This is a genomic window from Anaerospora sp., from assembly GCF_032013335.1.
In the GTDB taxonomy this organism is placed as follows: domain Bacteria; phylum Bacillota; class Negativicutes; order Sporomusales; family DSM-15969; genus Anaerospora.
In genome coordinates this window covers 49,125-64,316 of the sequence record NZ_DALZUO010000005.1, presented here as the reverse complement: position 1 = coordinate 64,316, position 15,192 = coordinate 49,125, and the positions used below count along the sequence as shown (strand labels likewise).

The 15,192-nt window shown below is 44.2% G+C and carries 17 protein-coding genes; 1 reads left to right on the top strand and 16 read right to left on the bottom strand.

The features are described from left to right. Nucleotides 1-76: 76 nt before the first annotated feature. The 13 genes from RTR76_RS06270 to RTR76_RS06210 all read right to left on the bottom strand — a co-directional run bounded on the left by RTR76_RS06270 (nt 77) and on the right by RTR76_RS06210 (nt 11,395). On the bottom strand, nt 77-355 hold the full coding sequence (locus RTR76_RS06270; protein WP_312518021.1) for a hypothetical protein: 279 nt from the start codon (nt 353-355) through the stop codon (nt 77-79). A 118-nt stretch (nt 356-473) separates the two neighbouring features. Further along, nucleotides 474-1,322, bottom strand: coding sequence for a methyl-accepting chemotaxis protein (locus tag RTR76_RS06265; protein ID WP_312518019.1), 849 nt, complete (start codon nt 1,320-1,322; stop codon nt 474-476). Beyond that, nucleotides 1,292-2,665: an acetyl-CoA carboxylase biotin carboxylase subunit gene (accC, locus tag RTR76_RS06260; protein ID WP_312518016.1), complete on the bottom strand. Its 1,374-nt coding sequence runs from the start codon at nt 2,663-2,665 to the stop codon at nt 1,292-1,294. The genes RTR76_RS06265 and accC overlap by 31 nt, the downstream gene beginning before the upstream one ends. 60 nt (nt 2,666-2,725) lie before the next feature. Further along, entirely contained in the window at nt 2,726-3,679 is a 954-nt protein-coding gene (locus RTR76_RS06255; protein ID WP_312518013.1) for a DUF979 domain-containing protein, read from the bottom strand. Continuing rightward, on the bottom strand, nt 3,663-4,385 hold the full coding sequence (locus RTR76_RS06250) for a DUF969 domain-containing protein (protein WP_312518010.1): 723 nt from the start codon (nt 4,383-4,385) through the stop codon (nt 3,663-3,665). Before RTR76_RS06250 ends, RTR76_RS06255 begins: the two co-directional genes overlap by 17 nt. 104 nt (nt 4,386-4,489) lie before the next feature. Then, nucleotides 4,490-4,933 (bottom strand): acetyl-CoA carboxylase biotin carboxyl carrier protein, encoded by a 444-nt coding sequence (gene accB / locus RTR76_RS06245; protein WP_312518007.1) that lies wholly within the window; start codon nt 4,931-4,933, stop codon nt 4,490-4,492. A gap of 17 nt (nt 4,934-4,950) precedes the next feature. Continuing rightward, a complete protein-coding gene (locus RTR76_RS06240; RefSeq protein WP_312518004.1) occupies nt 4,951-5,961 on the bottom strand; it encodes a biotin-dependent carboxyltransferase family protein in 1,011 nt (336 codons plus the stop codon). Beyond that, nucleotides 5,958-6,680 carry a 5-oxoprolinase subunit PxpB gene (gene pxpB, locus RTR76_RS06235; protein ID WP_312518347.1) on the bottom strand — a complete coding sequence of 241 codons (723 nt, stop codon included), beginning with the start codon at nt 6,678-6,680 and terminating at the stop codon, nt 5,958-5,960. The genes RTR76_RS06240 and pxpB (RTR76_RS06235) overlap by 4 nt, the downstream gene beginning before the upstream one ends. 56 nt (nt 6,681-6,736) lie before the next feature. After that, a complete protein-coding gene (gene pxpA / locus RTR76_RS06230; protein WP_312518001.1) occupies nt 6,737-7,501 on the bottom strand; it encodes a 5-oxoprolinase subunit PxpA in 765 nt (254 codons plus the stop codon). Between the two features lie 189 nt (nt 7,502-7,690). Then, entirely contained in the window at nt 7,691-8,632 is a 942-nt protein-coding gene (locus RTR76_RS06225) for a biotin-dependent carboxyltransferase family protein (protein WP_312517998.1), read from the bottom strand. A gap of 12 nt (nt 8,633-8,644) precedes the next feature. Beyond that, nucleotides 8,645-9,388 carry a 5-oxoprolinase subunit PxpB gene (gene pxpB / locus RTR76_RS06220; RefSeq protein ID WP_312517995.1) on the bottom strand — a complete coding sequence of 248 codons (744 nt, stop codon included), beginning with the start codon at nt 9,386-9,388 and terminating at the stop codon, nt 8,645-8,647. Between the two features lie 157 nt (nt 9,389-9,545). Then, nucleotides 9,546-10,433 carry a LysR family transcriptional regulator gene (locus tag RTR76_RS06215; protein ID WP_312517992.1) on the bottom strand — a complete coding sequence of 296 codons (888 nt, stop codon included), beginning with the start codon at nt 10,431-10,433 and terminating at the stop codon, nt 9,546-9,548. Between the two features lie 110 nt (nt 10,434-10,543). Next, nucleotides 10,544-11,395: an SDH family Clp fold serine proteinase gene (locus RTR76_RS06210; RefSeq protein ID WP_312517990.1), complete on the bottom strand. Its 852-nt coding sequence runs from the start codon at nt 11,393-11,395 to the stop codon at nt 10,544-10,546. A gap of 243 nt (nt 11,396-11,638) precedes the next feature. Here RTR76_RS06210 and RTR76_RS06205 point away from each other — a divergent pair, with 243 nt between their 5' ends. After that, a complete protein-coding gene (locus RTR76_RS06205; protein WP_312517988.1) occupies nt 11,639-11,878 on the top strand; it encodes a hypothetical protein in 240 nt (79 codons plus the stop codon). A 60-nt stretch (nt 11,879-11,938) separates the two neighbouring features. Here RTR76_RS06205 and RTR76_RS06200 read toward each other — a convergent pair whose 3' ends face one another. The 3 genes from RTR76_RS06200 to msrB all read right to left on the bottom strand — a co-directional run bounded on the left by RTR76_RS06200 (nt 11,939) and on the right by msrB (nt 15,166). Beyond that, on the bottom strand, nt 11,939-12,610 hold the full coding sequence (locus RTR76_RS06200; RefSeq protein WP_312517985.1) for a rhomboid family intramembrane serine protease: 672 nt from the start codon (nt 12,608-12,610) through the stop codon (nt 11,939-11,941). A gap of 97 nt (nt 12,611-12,707) precedes the next feature. Next, the gene (gene serA / locus RTR76_RS06195) at nt 12,708-14,288 is read right to left on the bottom strand and encodes a phosphoglycerate dehydrogenase (RefSeq protein ID WP_312517984.1); all 1,581 of its coding nucleotides are present in this window, start codon (nt 14,286-14,288) and stop codon (nt 12,708-12,710) included. Between the two features lie 449 nt (nt 14,289-14,737). After that, nucleotides 14,738-15,166 (bottom strand): peptide-methionine (R)-S-oxide reductase MsrB, encoded by a 429-nt coding sequence (gene msrB, locus RTR76_RS06190; protein WP_312517981.1) that lies wholly within the window; start codon nt 15,164-15,166, stop codon nt 14,738-14,740. Between the last annotated feature and the right edge of the window lie 26 nt (nt 15,167-15,192).

Sequence of the window (15,192 nt, the reverse complement as noted above, 5' to 3'; positions counted from 1 at the left end):
CCGATATATCGAGTATATTCGGCAAAATATGCTATTTCTCCTTGGAAGGTAAAATGGAAATATCCGCCTTCTATCCTTAGTTTCTATTAGTTTTAGGATTTTTCAAGGCAAAACTTGGTAGGTCAGCCGAAGATGCCGGTGGAGCAGTATAGGCTTCCTGCCCATCAGCCTCTCCCAGCTTCTCCAAGAATGAGGTTACATAAGTATTGATCGGTGTCCGCCCTATGTTAAAAGAGGTCGTTAGTACTGCAGGCTCCGTCGCATATATAATTGCCGCTACCGGTGATGCCATAACCAGAAAAGTCATAATAAGGCCTAAAACTCCATTTAAAAAACGCTGCAGTACTTTTTTCATATGTTTTTCCTCCTAATTTTTATTCTGAGAATGCTATATTGTTATTATGTCAAATAAGTTTTAGGATTCTTTTAGAATGAAAAAGAATCACCCCCTATTTTCGGAGTGATTCTTTTTATTATGGTAACCCAGTCAGCATCTGCTCAGAAACGCTGGATAATTCTCCTGCCATTTCTGCTAATCCCTGACTGTTTTTGGCCATTTCGCCAATCGAGGATGCTTGATTCTGAGCTGTTCTATCAATACTCACTACTTTCTCATTCATCTTGGCAATTGATCCCTGTGTCTTCTGTAAGGATAAATTAATATTCTTAACTGATTCAGCACTGACAGCCGCTAGTTTTCGTACTTCTTCAGCCACCACACTAAAACCTCGGCCTGCTTCGCCCACTCGGGCCGACTCAATTGCTGCATTTAGGCCCAATAAATTCGTCTGCTGCGAGATATTACGTATAAAAGCAACAATTTCATCGGTATGGCGAATCGTCTCCGCTAATTCGCTGCCAAGTTTACTAAGCTCCTCACTAATTGTGGTCAGCTGTTGTGCACCTGCTGCCAACTCCTCCATACTAGCCGTAAATTCTTCGGATGAAGCTGCCAAGTCTCCGGCAATAGCATGGATCTTTTCCTGATTCGTAATATTCTGTGTAGTAATAACACAACCGACTGCGGTATTTCCTTCTTTAATCGGATAGGCGCAGGCAATGTAGGGAATATCAAACGCCGATTGTTCCCGGGAGATCATGCGTATGACCCGGCTGCCGGTCTTAATACATTGTTCACTGACCTGCCCTTTCATCGGCTCTCCGGCTTTTAGTCCCAGATCAAAGGATTTACCGGGAACATAGGCCGTATATACACCGTCTTTAATTACAGAAATACCCACATCTTCAACAACAATATCATTAATATAAGGAGCCAGTTCGGTAAATAACTTTATGATCTCTTCTCCTGAGTGTCGCTGCATAGGACCTCCTTATATTCTTCCAAAAAGCGGGTATTAAAAACACCATCTACAAATACTTCGTGCTCCAGTAAATTTTGATGAAAGGGAATCGTTGTTTTAATTCCTTCGATGACAAACTCATCTAAAGACCGTTTCATCCGCTCAATCGCATCAGTACGGTCTTTTCCCCAGACAATTACTTTTGCCACCATGGAATCATAAAAGGGAGAGATATCATAACCGGAATAAGCAGCACTGTCGACACGGACACCAAATCCACCAGGCGGCAGATACTTTACAACCCGGCCCGGTGCCGGCATGAAGTTTCTTTCTATATTCTCAGCATTAATCCGGCATTCAATGGCCCAGCCATTGACAGTGACCTCCTGCTGACCAAAAGACAAAAATTCCCCTGCTGCTATAGCGATCTGCTCCCGGATTAGATCTTTTCCCGTTATCATTTCTGTTACTCCATGCTCAACCTGGATGCGAGTGTTCATTTCCATGAAATAAAATTGTCCATCCTTATCCAGCAAAAATTCTACTGTACCGGCACCATAGTAATCGACAGCAGCAGCAGCCAATACTGCTGCCTTCCCCATCTGCTCCCTTAGTTCCGGATTAAGAGCAGGTGACGGCGCTTCCTCGATCAACTTTTGATGACGGCGCTGAATGGAGCAGTCCCTTTCTCCCAGATGAACAATATGACCATATTTGTCTGCCATGACTTGAATTTCGATGTGCCGTGGCTCTTCTAAATATTTTTCCAGATATACCCCTGCATTTCCAAAAGCCATTTCCGCTTCCTTCTGCGCCTGACGAATGGATCTTCTTAATTCCTCTTCATCATTAGCTACCCGCATGCCTTTCCCGCCGCCACCGGCCGTTGCCTTGGCAATCACAGGATAACCGATCACACGGGCAACCTGAACAGCTTCCTCCAAATCATCGATAATCCCCTCTGTACCCGGAACAGTAGGTACGCCCGCTGTTTTCATTGTTTCCCGGGCCACGGCTTTAGCACCCATCTTTCGGATAGCCTGGGGTGACGGGCCAATAAAAGCCATACCATACTCCTCACAGATTTCAGCAAAATCAGCGTTTTCGGCAAGAAAACCATAGCCGGGATGGATTGCCTCTGCCTGAGAATGTATGGCAGTACTGATTACATTAGTAACATTCAAATAACTGCTTTTGGCAGAAGTGTCACCAATACAATAAGCCTCATCGGCAAGTTGTACGTGCAAAGCATTACGATCTGCCGCAGAATAAACCGCCACAGTCTTTATCCCCATTTCGCGGCAGCTTCGAATAATTCGGACGGCAATTTCTCCCCGGTTAGCAATTAATATCTTCTTAAACATAATTGTCTCCTTAATCACAAATCACTGACGGCAAGTGAACTTGCCGTCAGTGGATATCTCTTAAAATACCAGGAAGTACATTAAAAATACATTCACGGTCAATAAGAGCAGTGCTGTTGGAACCTGGGCCTTTATAACACCATTCTTATCAGGCAAGTCGAGTAATGCTGCCGGAACAATATTAAAGTTAGCGGCCATAGGCGTCATCAAGGTTCCGCAATAACCGGAAAACATGCCGATTGCTGCTAAAACAGCTGCATCTCCACCATGCAGATTAATAATCAGCGGCAGCCCGACACCTGCGGTCATAACAGGGAAAGCGGCAAAGGCATTACCCATAACCATTGTAAACAGCGCCATCCCTACTGTGTAGGCAAAAACAACCATAAAGCGGTTATCTACTGGAATTGCTGAGCTTACGAGTTGAGAAACAACCTGACCTACACCTGCAGCGGCAAACAATGCTCCTAAAGTTGCCAGCATTTGCGGCAATACGGCGGCCCAACCGATAGCATCCATTAAGCGCCGTGATTCTTTAATTGGCCGTAGGCCGCCTTCTTTTGTCAATACCATGGCTGCCAGCAGGGCAATAACGCACGCTACGCCTAAGCTTACAAGCGTTACGTTAGCTTTATCTAATAATTGTAAAGCACCAATCTTCACATCTTTTAAGCCAACGGTACCGATAATGGTAATAACCGGGATAAGCAAAGCAGGCATAAACAGCCAGTTTCCAAGTTTTTTCGATTGCCCCATCCTCTTTTCCGTTGTGGCTTCATCATGTTTCCCCATGCGTACACCACCAATACCAGCGATAACTGCCATAAGGATAATCATAATTCCTACATACATAGGTTTAATGCTATTGCCGAATAAAAAAGAAATTGCATAGAGCCCCCAAAAGGTACCTGTCAATATTCTCTTGGAATTACCTTTATCATTGAAAGCAAGCAGAGCAATAATAGCTACAAACAAACCTGCTACATAATATATATAATCAAGACTGATAATCATGTTTTTTCAGCTCCTTTACTTGTTCATTTCCCAATGTACCCGCCTGCACTTCCTGTTCAATTGTCCTGTCCAGTAAATACAGCCGGGTACCATGGATAATAAAGGCCGCAATAGCGGTAGGAATACCCCACATTGCAATATGCAACGGCTCCAGGATGATTCCGTTTTGCTCAAAGAAACTCTTCATCAGCAGAATAGCACCAAAGGCGATAAATATATCTTCTCCGAAAAATACACCTACATTATCGGCAGATGCGGAAAACGCTTTAATCTTATTGCGGGTACTATCCGGCAGATTACCATGTTTGTTTTCGGCAGCAGCTTCTGCCATGGGCGAAATAAGCGGACGCACCATTTGTGCATGGCCTCCCAGAGCCGTAAGCCCCAAGGCTGCCGCCAATTCACGAATAAACAGGTAAAGAATCAGGATACGCCCGGTAGTAGCAGCACTAACCTTACGAATTAAGGCCTGGGCTTGCTCTTTTAAGCCATTGCGTTCCAATAGGCCAATTACAGGAAGCGTAAGAATAAATAATGAGAGATAGCGGTTTTTAACAAAAGCTTCCCCAAAAATAGTTAAGATTTTCTCGACAGGCAGATTTCCTGCCAGGCCAGTTACAATACCTGCAACAACAACCACAAGCAGCGGATTAAACCGCAATGCGAAACCGGCAATAACCACAGCAATACCTAAAAGTGTCAACATAATCCTTTACTCCTTTACACGTAAATTTAATCAGGGAATGCTCTGGCAGTACACCTCCTTCAACCAAAGCTCATTTCATAAAGGAATTTGCTGATTAAATCAGGTCATTCCGGTTTAACTAAAAATAGGGGCTGACCATATTCCACAAATTCTCCATCCTTGCATAAAACCTCAACAATCTCGCCAGTGATGCCTGCTTCTATTTCATTGAATAATTTCATTGCTTCGAGAACGCAAACCACTGTATTTGCCATTACCTTTTGGCCTGGCTTTACAAAAGGATCGGCACCGGGCTCAGAAGCAGCATAAAATGTCCCCACTGATGTAGATAGAATAGGCTGAAACTCTGCCGGGTGTTCTGCCTTCTGTTCTTGATTAGGTTTTAGAGTTATCTGCTCAGCAGCAGCCGGTACTGCAATGGGGCTAGACTGGTTTGCTGAGACCCGATCAATGACGATCTTCGTATTTCCTTGTTCCAATGCAAAATGCTGCACTGGTGATTCAGTTACCATTTTGATGATTTCTTTTATTTCAGTAATCGTAAACATCCATATTCCTCACTTTACTATTGCATCTTTAATTGAATTGCCTTGCTCAATTTGCAAATATGCTCTTCTCTTGCCAGATAAAGCTCTTCCGCTTCCTTTATCGAAACTTTAGAGAAACAGATTTTCCTGCCAGGCTTGATTTGAGCTACTTTTGCAACATCAACAGCAGCAACCTGCCCAATCTTGGGATAGCCGCCTGCTGTTTGCCTGTCGGCCAATAAAATAATCGGATTTCCATCTGGCGGTACCTGGATGGTTCCTAAAGCTACCGCTTCTGAAATCATTTCCAACGGCTCTGTCAGCTGTAAAGCCGAGCCAGCCAGACGGTATCCCATTCGATCGGCCTGCGCCGTTACCTGAAAGGCATCCTGGAACAGTCTTGCCTTACTGGTCTCATTGAATTGCTCATACTGGCTGCCAAGCATAATCCGGATTCTGACCGAATCACCAGCCGCAGGAATATGTTCTCTGCCAACATACCAGTCTGTTGTATGAAAGACGCTTGAGGATGTAGACTTTTTTTGCGTCAGATTATCAATAAATTGTGTGGACTTCTTGCCCGGTGCATCCACAGTAAGCTCATCTCCAGCTTGCAAGGCCCTTCCTTGGTATCCGCCTATGCCAGCCCGCAAATAGGTGCTTTTACTCCCCATAACAGCAGCAACTGCAAAACCGCCAGCAACGGAGAAGTAACAGCGGCAGCCTGACTTACATGCTCCAAATTGCAGTACACCTGACTCGCGTAAGTAAACCGGCTTTCCCATGGGTACAGGCTCGCCATTGATGGTGGGTGATAAATCACCTCCGGTTATGCTAAAAAGAGTCCCTTCTTCCACCAGCAAGGTCGGCCCTGATAAGCTAATTTCCAGTACGGCTTCATTCTCGGCATTCCCCACAAGCAGGTTCGCCAGCCGCAAAGAATAAGCATCCATACCACCGCTGACAATAACCCCGTATTTCTGATAGCCATATCTTCCCAAATCCTGAATACTGGTAAGCAATCCAGGACGAATTACTTTTATTGTCATTTACCTCCATCCTCCTTATGCTGCGCATACTGCCCGGGAGAAATCGGATAGAAGGTAATCAGATCGCCTGCTTGCAAAAGAGTAGGCGGCTGTTCATTAGGACAAAACAAATCAAGCGGCGTTCGTCCGATTAGCTGCCAGCCTCCGGGCGTAGCAATGGGATATACACCGGTCTGCAAGCCCGCAATGCCAACTGATCCTGCAGGAATTTCCATTCGGGGAGATTGCCTCCGGGGAGCAGCAATCTTGTCGGACATCCCCCCCAGATACGGAAATCCTGGTGCAAAGCCAAGCATATATACGAGATATTGGCCTCCCGAATGAATAGCAATAACCTCTTCCGGAGTGCACCCGTTATGTTCGGCTACAAATGCCAGATCAGGTCCAAACTCTCCTCCGTAGCATACCGGGATTCGCACCTCACGCGGTTGTTCTTCCTTCCCTTGCTCCATTTTGGCAATAATCTCCGTCAGTAAGCTGGTTACCGCTTCATAGGCGGTAGTTGCAGTCCTGCCTTGCTCACGTTGTAAGCTTCTTACTTTCATTGGATCATAAGAAACGGTAACACTCGAAAAAGCAGAAACATACTCAAGCATCCCCGCAAAAGGCTGTCGCTCAAGATAATTAGTCAGCGTTTTTACCTTTTTATGTGTCTCCGGGTTAATTCCCCGGCCAAATTCTACTAAAATTGATGTCTCACCAAAAGGAACCAGATCCACTTCGTTCAATTTGATCACCTCTATCTGTCCCATTTACTGCTGGTTGAGCAAGTTTTCTAACCGTGTGACACCGACCGAACCGCAATGTTTTCCTGCGCCAAAATACGGCGAATATGACGGGCAAACACCAGGGCATGTGCTCCATCACCATGCAGGCATACCGTATCTGCTTTGATAGCAACCTGCGCTCCCTGCTGTGAGAGTACTGTACCTTCCTTGACCATGCGAACCACCTGGGCAACAGCTTGTTCCTGGTTGGTGATTAAAGCATCAGGCTGTTTTCGCGGAGTCAGGGCCCCGTCAGCCTGATATGTCCGGTCGGCAAACACTTCATGTGCTGTTCTTAGGCCAATCCGCTCTCCTGCCAGTACTAATTCACTGCCGGAAAGACCAAATAATATCAATTCCGGATTTACCTTGTATACCGCTTCAGCAATAGCCTCGGCAAGCTCTTGTTTTTTTGCCGCCATATTGTACAGCGCACCATGAGGTTTAACATGCTGCATTTTTCCGCCTGCCGCTTTCACGAAACCCTCGAGTGCACCAATCTGGTAAACAACCATGTCATATGCTTCCTGCGAAGTTATCTCCATATTGCGCCTGCCAAAACCAATCAAATCAGGCAAGCCAGGATGAGCTCCAATAGCAACTTCATTTTGAAGAGCTAGCAACACTGTCTTGCGCATTACTCCCGGATCACCGCCATGAAATCCACATGCAATATTGGCAGATGTGACAAATGGCAGAATTTCTTCATCTAATCCCATTGTGTAGGCGCCAAAGCTTTCTCCTAAGTCACAATTTAAATCAACCCCGTACATTCAACTACCTCCCTACCTGATTTACAACAAAAAAGACACTCCAAACAAAGATAGATCTTTGTCCGAAGCGCCTTTGCTTCACTTACTTATTAACTTTAATCTGCTTGCCACTCATCATATCATTAACCTTGTCAAAATGTAAATTTGAAAAATTAAATAGGCCACTTCAATTTTATTGAAGCGGCCCGTTTACAGTGTTACAGTTTTTCTGATTGCAGCATAACACTGCTGCTCTTCCCGCAATGCCTGAACTGCCTCAGCTTCTCCGATCAGGCAAAAGTGAATGGTATCTCCCGGTCTTGCCTGCGCAAGTTTAGACAGATCTGCACCGATAACAGATCCGATTTTAGCAAATCCGCCTGTAGTCTGATGATCAGCCATCATAATAAAAGGCATGCCGTTTGATGGTATCTGAATAGCCCCCGGCCACATGGCATCAGATACGATATCTGCCTTATCAAGATGCACAACTTTTGGACCTTTTAGCCAATAACCGATTCTGTCTATTTGATTGGTAACCGCATAAGTACTCTTCAAGAATTTTTCTATCGTTTCCCGGCTGAACATCGTATCCTGAGGACCAAGCAAAACGCGCAGCTTAATTTCTCTGGTGTAGTCAGGAATATATTCACTTCCCAGCTCGGTTGCAGACACTGAAAAAGCGCTGTCTTCTCCAACATACAGTACATCACCCTGCCGCAGGGTTCTTCCCTCAAAACCACCCACTTTTGCCCGCGTGCAAGTTGAACGGCTGCCTAAAACAACAGGCACTGCAAAGCCGCCGTGAACAGCCAAATAGGCCCGGTAGCCTTTTTCAGCAGCTTCAAAACGGAGTTCTCCCCTTTTGGGTACAAGGAAAGACGACCAGTTTGCAACTGGCTGGCCATTTACCTTTCCTTGCATTTCTGCCCCGCAGACTGCAACATACTGCTCTTGATCAAACTTAAAAGCTGCTCCCGCTGCAGTCATTTCCAGTACGGCAGCCTGCAATGAATTTCCTGCTAGCAAATTGGCAGTCCGGCAAGCGTATCGATCCATTGCTCCGGCAATCGGCATACCATAAGCCTGATAACCCCAGCGGCCCTCATCCTGAACTGTCGTAAAATCACCTGGCTGAATTATTGTAATCACCGCAATCACCTTCTATCTCATATAGCTTATTTCCGGTACGTACATACCGGTCTCGACTTCGTGCCTGATCACAAAATACTCTTCTATCGATATCGAGAAGAAGTGAAAATAGTCTCCCGCTGAGACCAGGAAAGGGTCATTGCTTGACGGTTGGAAGGTCTTGATTGGGGTACGGCCGATTAGCCACCATTCGCCCGGGCTTTCAATTGGGTAGACGCCGGTTTGATTGCCGCCGATACCAACTGAACCGGCAGGTACCCTCGTACGTGGTTTTTCCTGGCGCGGCACTGCAATCTGCTCCGACATTCCGCCCAGGTAGGGAAAGCCGGGAGTAAAGCCAAGCATATATACCAAGTAAGGCTTTGCGGTATGAATACTCATAACCTCCTGCGTTGACAAGCCCGTATAGCGGGCCACGAATTCCAGATCTGGTCCGAAAACACCGCCATAACAGACAGGAATATGAACTATCCGCGCTGCCAGGGGAGTTGTATCTACAGGTTTAATCTGGGCTAACAGCTGCTTAATGAATTGAATTACCTGCTGCCGAGTCGTTTGTAAAGGATCAAAATAAACTGTTACGGACTTATAAGTCGGAACAACCTCGATAATTCCCGCTAGCGGCTTATGCATAAGCCGCTTCATTAGCTGCTGAACAAGTCCATTAATTTCCGGTGAAATTACCGACTCGAACTCAACTACTAACCCCGCTTCTGAGGCCATCAACAGCTTAACTTCGCTGCTATAATCTTTCACAGATTTATCTAACTCCTTCTTATGAGAGTTCCTATACAATAACAAAAAAAGGGCATAAATGTAGTAACATTTATAGCCCCATTGCTAAAACCATTTGATTTAATGAATTTACTTTACCATACTGTCCTTTTAAAAACAATCTTTTTATCAGCATGCCTTACTTTAGTAATCTTTCCTGCACAAGTTTGAGAAAAGCTCGAATTCCATGAGAAAGCCATTTATCTTTATGATATACCAGATACGTATTGGTCTTGAACGTAATGCCCGGACATTGTAACGCTACCAAAGTTCCCGCTGCAAGCTCCTCCTTTACCGCTACCTTCGGTAGTACGGTTATCCCTAAGTTGGCACAAACAAATTGTTTAATCGTTTGGATGTGGCAGATTTCCATAACAGTTCTGGGATGAACGGCAGCCTTAGCTAAACCGGTTTCCAAAGCAGACCGGTAAGTACTTCCTGACTCAACAAATAGCAAGGTTTCTCCATGAAGATCCTTTAGCTCTGCTTTGCCAGCTTTAACAAGTTTGTGATCGGGCGATACGACCATAGCAATTGGCTCAGGCCATAGTAATGTACTGACCAAATCTGCATCTTTGCTAGTTTCCTCCAAAATGAAGGCTAAATCCATCATGTTTCTTCGTAACAAATTCCGGAAATCACTGCTGATACCGAATATGAGTTTTAGCTCCACATCCGGATATAAAGCAGTATATTCTTTTAACAAGTCCGTTAAATAATAGACGCACAACGACTCGGGCATGCCGATTATAATCGGTCCCCGGGGAGTATCAAAATGCTCCAGTTCATTTTTAGCATCCTCGGCCAGTCTGGTAATTTGTTCAGCATATTCATAAAGCCTTTCCCCGTCGGTTGTCAGCATTAGCTGGTGACCAAACCTTTCAAAGAGCAGCGTATTCAATTCTTTCTCCAGCAATTGAATGTGAGTTGTTACTGTCGATTGCGTATACCCTAAATAGTGAGCGGCCTGTGAGAAATTCCCCAGTTTCACAATACTCATAAATGTTTTTAATTGCCTGATTTCCACGAGAGTAACACCTCACTTTTCTTGCAGCCGGCAGCTGACAACCACTATAAAAACAAAGGTAGTTATAGTATCCTATTAACTACCTTAATTAAACCTTTCTCACCGAACAATTAAACCCGTGTATTCATATTCTTTTTATCAGACCCGTAGGGCAGAGGAATATACTGAACAGAAGGCCGTTGTTGGGCAGGCTGGGGATAAAGGTCCATAAGTTCATATACTTCCAGCGGCATTTCGTTGCAAATTGTGGGGATTCCCATTTCTCGCAATTTGTCACAGGTAATAGGATAGTCATGTGTCCAACGACCGTCGGAAAGTGCTTTCGCCAATTCTTCCGCCTTATCAGCAGGCATTTTATCCAATAAAATACTTTTGAGAAAATCCTTAACCTGAAAAATGGCTTTTTGGGCAAGGTCAGCCAGAATTAGTGTATTATCATCAACCCGGTTAATCTTCTTTTGTTGAACCACCTTGAGAATCGATGCCGCAGGATACTGCCCTAGCTGTGGATCAACGGGTCCCAGCACTGCATTCAGATCTAATACAATTTCATCGGCCGAAAGAGCAATCATTGTTCCGCCTGACATGGCATAGTGGGGAACAAACACAGTTACTTTTGCTTTGTGCTGCTGTAAAGCTCTGGCTATTTGCTCTGATGCCAGCACTAATCCGCCTGGAGTATGCAATACCAAATCAATTGGCATATTATCCGGAGTTAGGCGGATTGCCCGGAGAATTTGCTCTGAATCTTCCACATTAATATAACGGCTGATTGGAATCCCTAAAAAACTGATGGATTCTTGCCGGTGAATTAAGCTGATTACCCGGGAGCTGCGCTTGCCCTCAATTCGCCGCAAAATGTTAATACGCCTCATGGCTATACTTCTTTGCTGTACCATTGGCAAAACGGTAACAAGTAAGAAAAAGATCCAGATGATATCTGTAAAATTAAAATTCACCATTATTCCTCCCTTTTCCGCTTTCTTTTACATAATTATACATTATTTGAAATAATCCTTTAAAGCGGTAAAAGAATGCTGCTTGAATTTCCTATGAAATGTTTATCATGGATTATCAAGCTTTATCATATAATTATCTTGATAAATACCTTTACTAATGAAGCAGCAAAATCTGCCACATTGGTTTTATGTAATATTTGCGCTATAATGAACTAAAACGTTATTTTACGTAAGGGAGGGGTTTTAATGAAACGCTCTACGTTTATTCGCATTACTAAAACAATCAGGCAGGCTTCGAATAATGTTACCGTAGTCGAAAATTTCAATAATAAGGCACTTGTCTTAATTAGGATCCCTTCGATTATTGGTGAGTCGCCACAGCAGCAAAAGTCATTTCGCAAACTATTGGCTTATGCTTCTTACTATAGTATTGTTCCGGAAAATGAAGCGTTACTCATTACATTGGAATTTCAATTAGACACGTAATTTATATATTATCACAAAAGCAGAGGAGACCATCGCCAGCGATGGTCTCCTCTGTTTTATTTAGTAGCTGTTACGCCTGGGAAACAATTTAACAAGAATCACTCCGGCTGCAAATCCACCAATATGTGCCCACCAAGCTACATTAGTGCCAGCCATATAAAGGGAAGCAGTTCCACTTTGCAGCTGTAATACAAACCAAAGGCCTAAAAACAGCATTGCCGGTATTTCAATAATCGTTACAAAGAAGAAGATCGGTATTAATGTGCTTACCTTTGCCAATGGAAAACTAATGAAATAGGCACCTAGCACTCCGGAAATTGCGCCGCTTGCCCCGATGGTCGGAACAGTAGAGGCAGGATCTACAATAACCTGCGCCAGGTTAGCAATAATTCCGCAGAGCAGATAAAAGATAAGAAAATTACCATGTCCCAGTCGATCTTCCACATTATCGCCAAAAATCTTTAGATACCACAAGTTTCCAATAACATGCAGCCAACCGCCATGTAAGAAAAGATTGGTCACTAAGGGCAAATAGACGGTAATATCAGTCAACCTGCTGTCCAAACCACTTAAAAATACGGCAGGTATCAAACCAAATGTCGCAACCATCTGGTCAAGCTGTCCGTCTTCCAGCATTAATTCCTTCATAAAAATAACAGCTGTACTAATAATCAGGATATAGCCGGTGATCGGAATAGACCGGGAACGAATATTGTCACGGATAGGTATCACACTTTCACCTCCAGCTTCACCAGAACCGGTAGATGTTGTTTATGCTATATATCCTATATAATAATCGATATGCTTCTTTTTAGCGAGCCCTTATTGCTTATATTTTTACGTAGTGCGCTCGTATAATTCCTTCGATACCGCTCAAAAATTCTAAAGTTTCTTTAGAAACAGCGGAATCAATCGTTAAAACCATCATGGCCCGTTGATCAGCAATTTTGCGCCCCAACTGCATAGTGGCAATATTCACTTTGCCAACCCCCAGCAGCGTACCCATTTGACCAATTACGCCGGGCTTATCAATGTTTTCCGCTATCAGCATGAACGGTGAGGGGTTTACATCAAATTCGTAGCCATTAATTTCGACGATTCGCAATTCACCCTTACCAAATACTGTTCCACTGATGGTGAACTCTTTATTCTTGGAGATAACTTTGACGGTTATCAATGTCAGGTAACTATCTACAGCTGATTCTTTGCTTTCCGTTACACCTACGCCTCTGCTTTTCGCAATAACATTGGCATTGACGTAATTTACCCGTTCTTTCAGAATAGGTTCAAACAGGCCCTTTAATATGGCGAGAGAAATCACGGAAGTCTCCAATGCCGCTACCTCGCCCCGGTAGAGAATTTCCACCTTTTCAACTGCTTCTTTTTCCAGTTGATAATATAGCTTGCCTAAGGTCTCGCCTAATTTTAGATACGCTTTAACTGCTTCCAGATCCTGCGTATGAAGAGTCGGCAAATTGACAGCATTAGGTACCATTTCACCTCTTAGCGCTGAAATTACTTCCTGTGCTATTGTAATACCCACATTATCCTGAGCTTCTTTCGTATCGGCCCCGGCATGAGGAGTTACAACAACATTATCAAAATCCAGCAAAGGCGAAATGACCTTCGGCTCACCCTCGGGCACGTCAATCCCCACACGGGCAACGGTCTTATTCTGCAAAGCTTCCACCAAGGCCTCTTCATTAACGATACCGGCACGAGCGCAATTGATGACTACCAACCCTTTTTTAGCAGCTTTAAACTGGTTTTTGCCAATAATGCCATATGTCTCTTCCGTCTTAGGAGTGTGGACGGTAAGGATATCACAAGCTTTCATAAGCTCTTCGAGCTTCTCTTTTTTCTCAACTCCGAGATGTTTAAACCGGGTATCACTGATATACGGATCATAACCAATAATATTCATCCCAAATGATTTTAACCGAGTTGCAACTAAAGAGCCAATCCGACCCAAGCCTACAATACCAACAGTTTTTCCCTGTAATTCTATTCCTTTAAGCCCTGAGCGATCCCAAACTTTTTCTTTCAGCCGTTTCTGCAGTTGGGGAATATTACGGCAGGTCGCAAGCAACAGTCCAATAGTAAGTTCCGCGGCTGAGACAACATTGGATTCAGGAGTATTTACAACAATAATCCCCCGTTTGGTGGCACCTTCCATATCGATGTTGTCTACTCCGTTGCCAGCTCGCCCCACTACCTTCAGACGAGTGGCCTTCTGATATAATTCTTCATTAACATCGGTATTGCTGCGAACAATTAACGCATCATAATCACCAATAGCTTCCAGCAGCTCCTGCCGGGTCAAGTTAGGTTTTACATCAACTGTCGCGCCCTCTTGTAGAAGTGTCTCAACACCCTTTTCGGCTATCGCTTCAGAAACTAATACTTTCATTGTTTTACCCCCATTTTTAATAGTTAGTGAAACCATCGTGAAAATAAAAAAGCTCACCCCATAATTGGGGCGAGCTTTAAACCCGCGTTGCCACCCAGATTAGACTAAAAATACTCCATGTGTCTGCAAATAAAAAAGCACTCATCCCTGTTAGGGACGAGAACTGTTCCCGCGTTGCCACCCATGTTGCCTTTCAGCCAACTTTAGCCGCTGTATCGGGCGGAACCCTTGCTAATTCATCACCAGCCACTCCCAGGCGGAACTTTCTTGCTCGGTAGAACGGCTCGCACCAACCGCCGTCTCTCTGAACACCTTACATTTTGGCTTCCTGTTCATCATGTTTTGAATATTAACTTGTTTTGATTATACTGTGTGCACACTTGCAAGTCAAGTGTCTTTTCTATAAAAATAACAGTGTATTTTTTTACCAGTAATATTTGGAAAACCGATTATTTCTCAAATAATTTTAAAAACTCACTATACCCCGCTTTTTCTAATTCGCCTTTTGGTATAAAACGTAAGGAGGCCGAGTTAATACAATAACGTAGTCCCGTAGGCTGAGGACCATCAGTGAAAACATGTCCCAAATGAGAATCAGCCTCTTTGCTGCGTACTTCCGTACGAATCATCATATGGCTCTTATCTGTTTTCTCCTTAACATTTTCCTGCTGCACTGGTTTTGTAAAGCTCGGCCAGCCACAGCCGGAGTCAAATTTATCTTTCGAGCTGAATAAAGGTTCTCCCGACACAATGTCCACATAGAGGCCTTCTTGCTTGTTGTCCCAATACTCGTTCTGAAAAGGAGGCTCTGTGCCATTTTCCTGTGTCACTTTATACTGCAGCTTGCTAAGCTTCTGCTTACCATCATTGCTGCTCATCTTAAGTCACCTCCACGCAGATTGGA

Coding starts and splice junctions, on each gene's coding strand:
- RTR76_RS06270 (WP_312518021.1), bottom strand. CDS start 355: ATGAAAAAAGTACTGCAGCGTTTTTTAAATGGAGTTTTAGGCCTTATT.
- RTR76_RS06265 (WP_312518019.1), bottom strand. CDS start 1,322: ATGCAGCGACACTCAGGAGAAGAGATCATAAAGTTATTTACCGAACTG.
- accC (WP_312518016.1), bottom strand. CDS start 2,665: ATGTTTAAGAAGATATTAATTGCTAACCGGGGAGAAATTGCCGTCCGA.
- RTR76_RS06255 (WP_312518013.1), bottom strand. CDS start 3,679: ATGATTATCAGTCTTGATTATATATATTATGTAGCAGGTTTGTTTGTA.
- RTR76_RS06250 (WP_312518010.1), bottom strand. CDS start 4,385: ATGTTGACACTTTTAGGTATTGCTGTGGTTATTGCCGGTTTCGCATTG.
- accB (WP_312518007.1), bottom strand. CDS start 4,933: ATGTTTACGATTACTGAAATAAAAGAAATCATCAAAATGGTAACTGAA.
- RTR76_RS06240 (WP_312518004.1), bottom strand. CDS start 5,961: ATGACAATAAAAGTAATTCGTCCTGGATTGCTTACCAGTATTCAGGAT.
- pxpA (WP_312518001.1), bottom strand. CDS start 7,501: ATGTACGGGGTTGATTTAAATTGTGACTTAGGAGAAAGCTTTGGCGCC.
- RTR76_RS06210 (WP_312517990.1), bottom strand. CDS start 11,395: ATGGTGAATTTTAATTTTACAGATATCATCTGGATCTTTTTCTTACTT.
- RTR76_RS06205 (WP_312517988.1), top strand. CDS start 11,639: ATGAAACGCTCTACGTTTATTCGCATTACTAAAACAATCAGGCAGGCT.
- serA (WP_312517984.1), bottom strand. CDS start 14,288: ATGAAAGTATTAGTTTCTGAAGCGATAGCCGAAAAGGGTGTTGAGACA.
- msrB (WP_312517981.1), bottom strand. CDS start 15,166: ATGAGCAGCAATGATGGTAAGCAGAAGCTTAGCAAGCTGCAGTATAAA.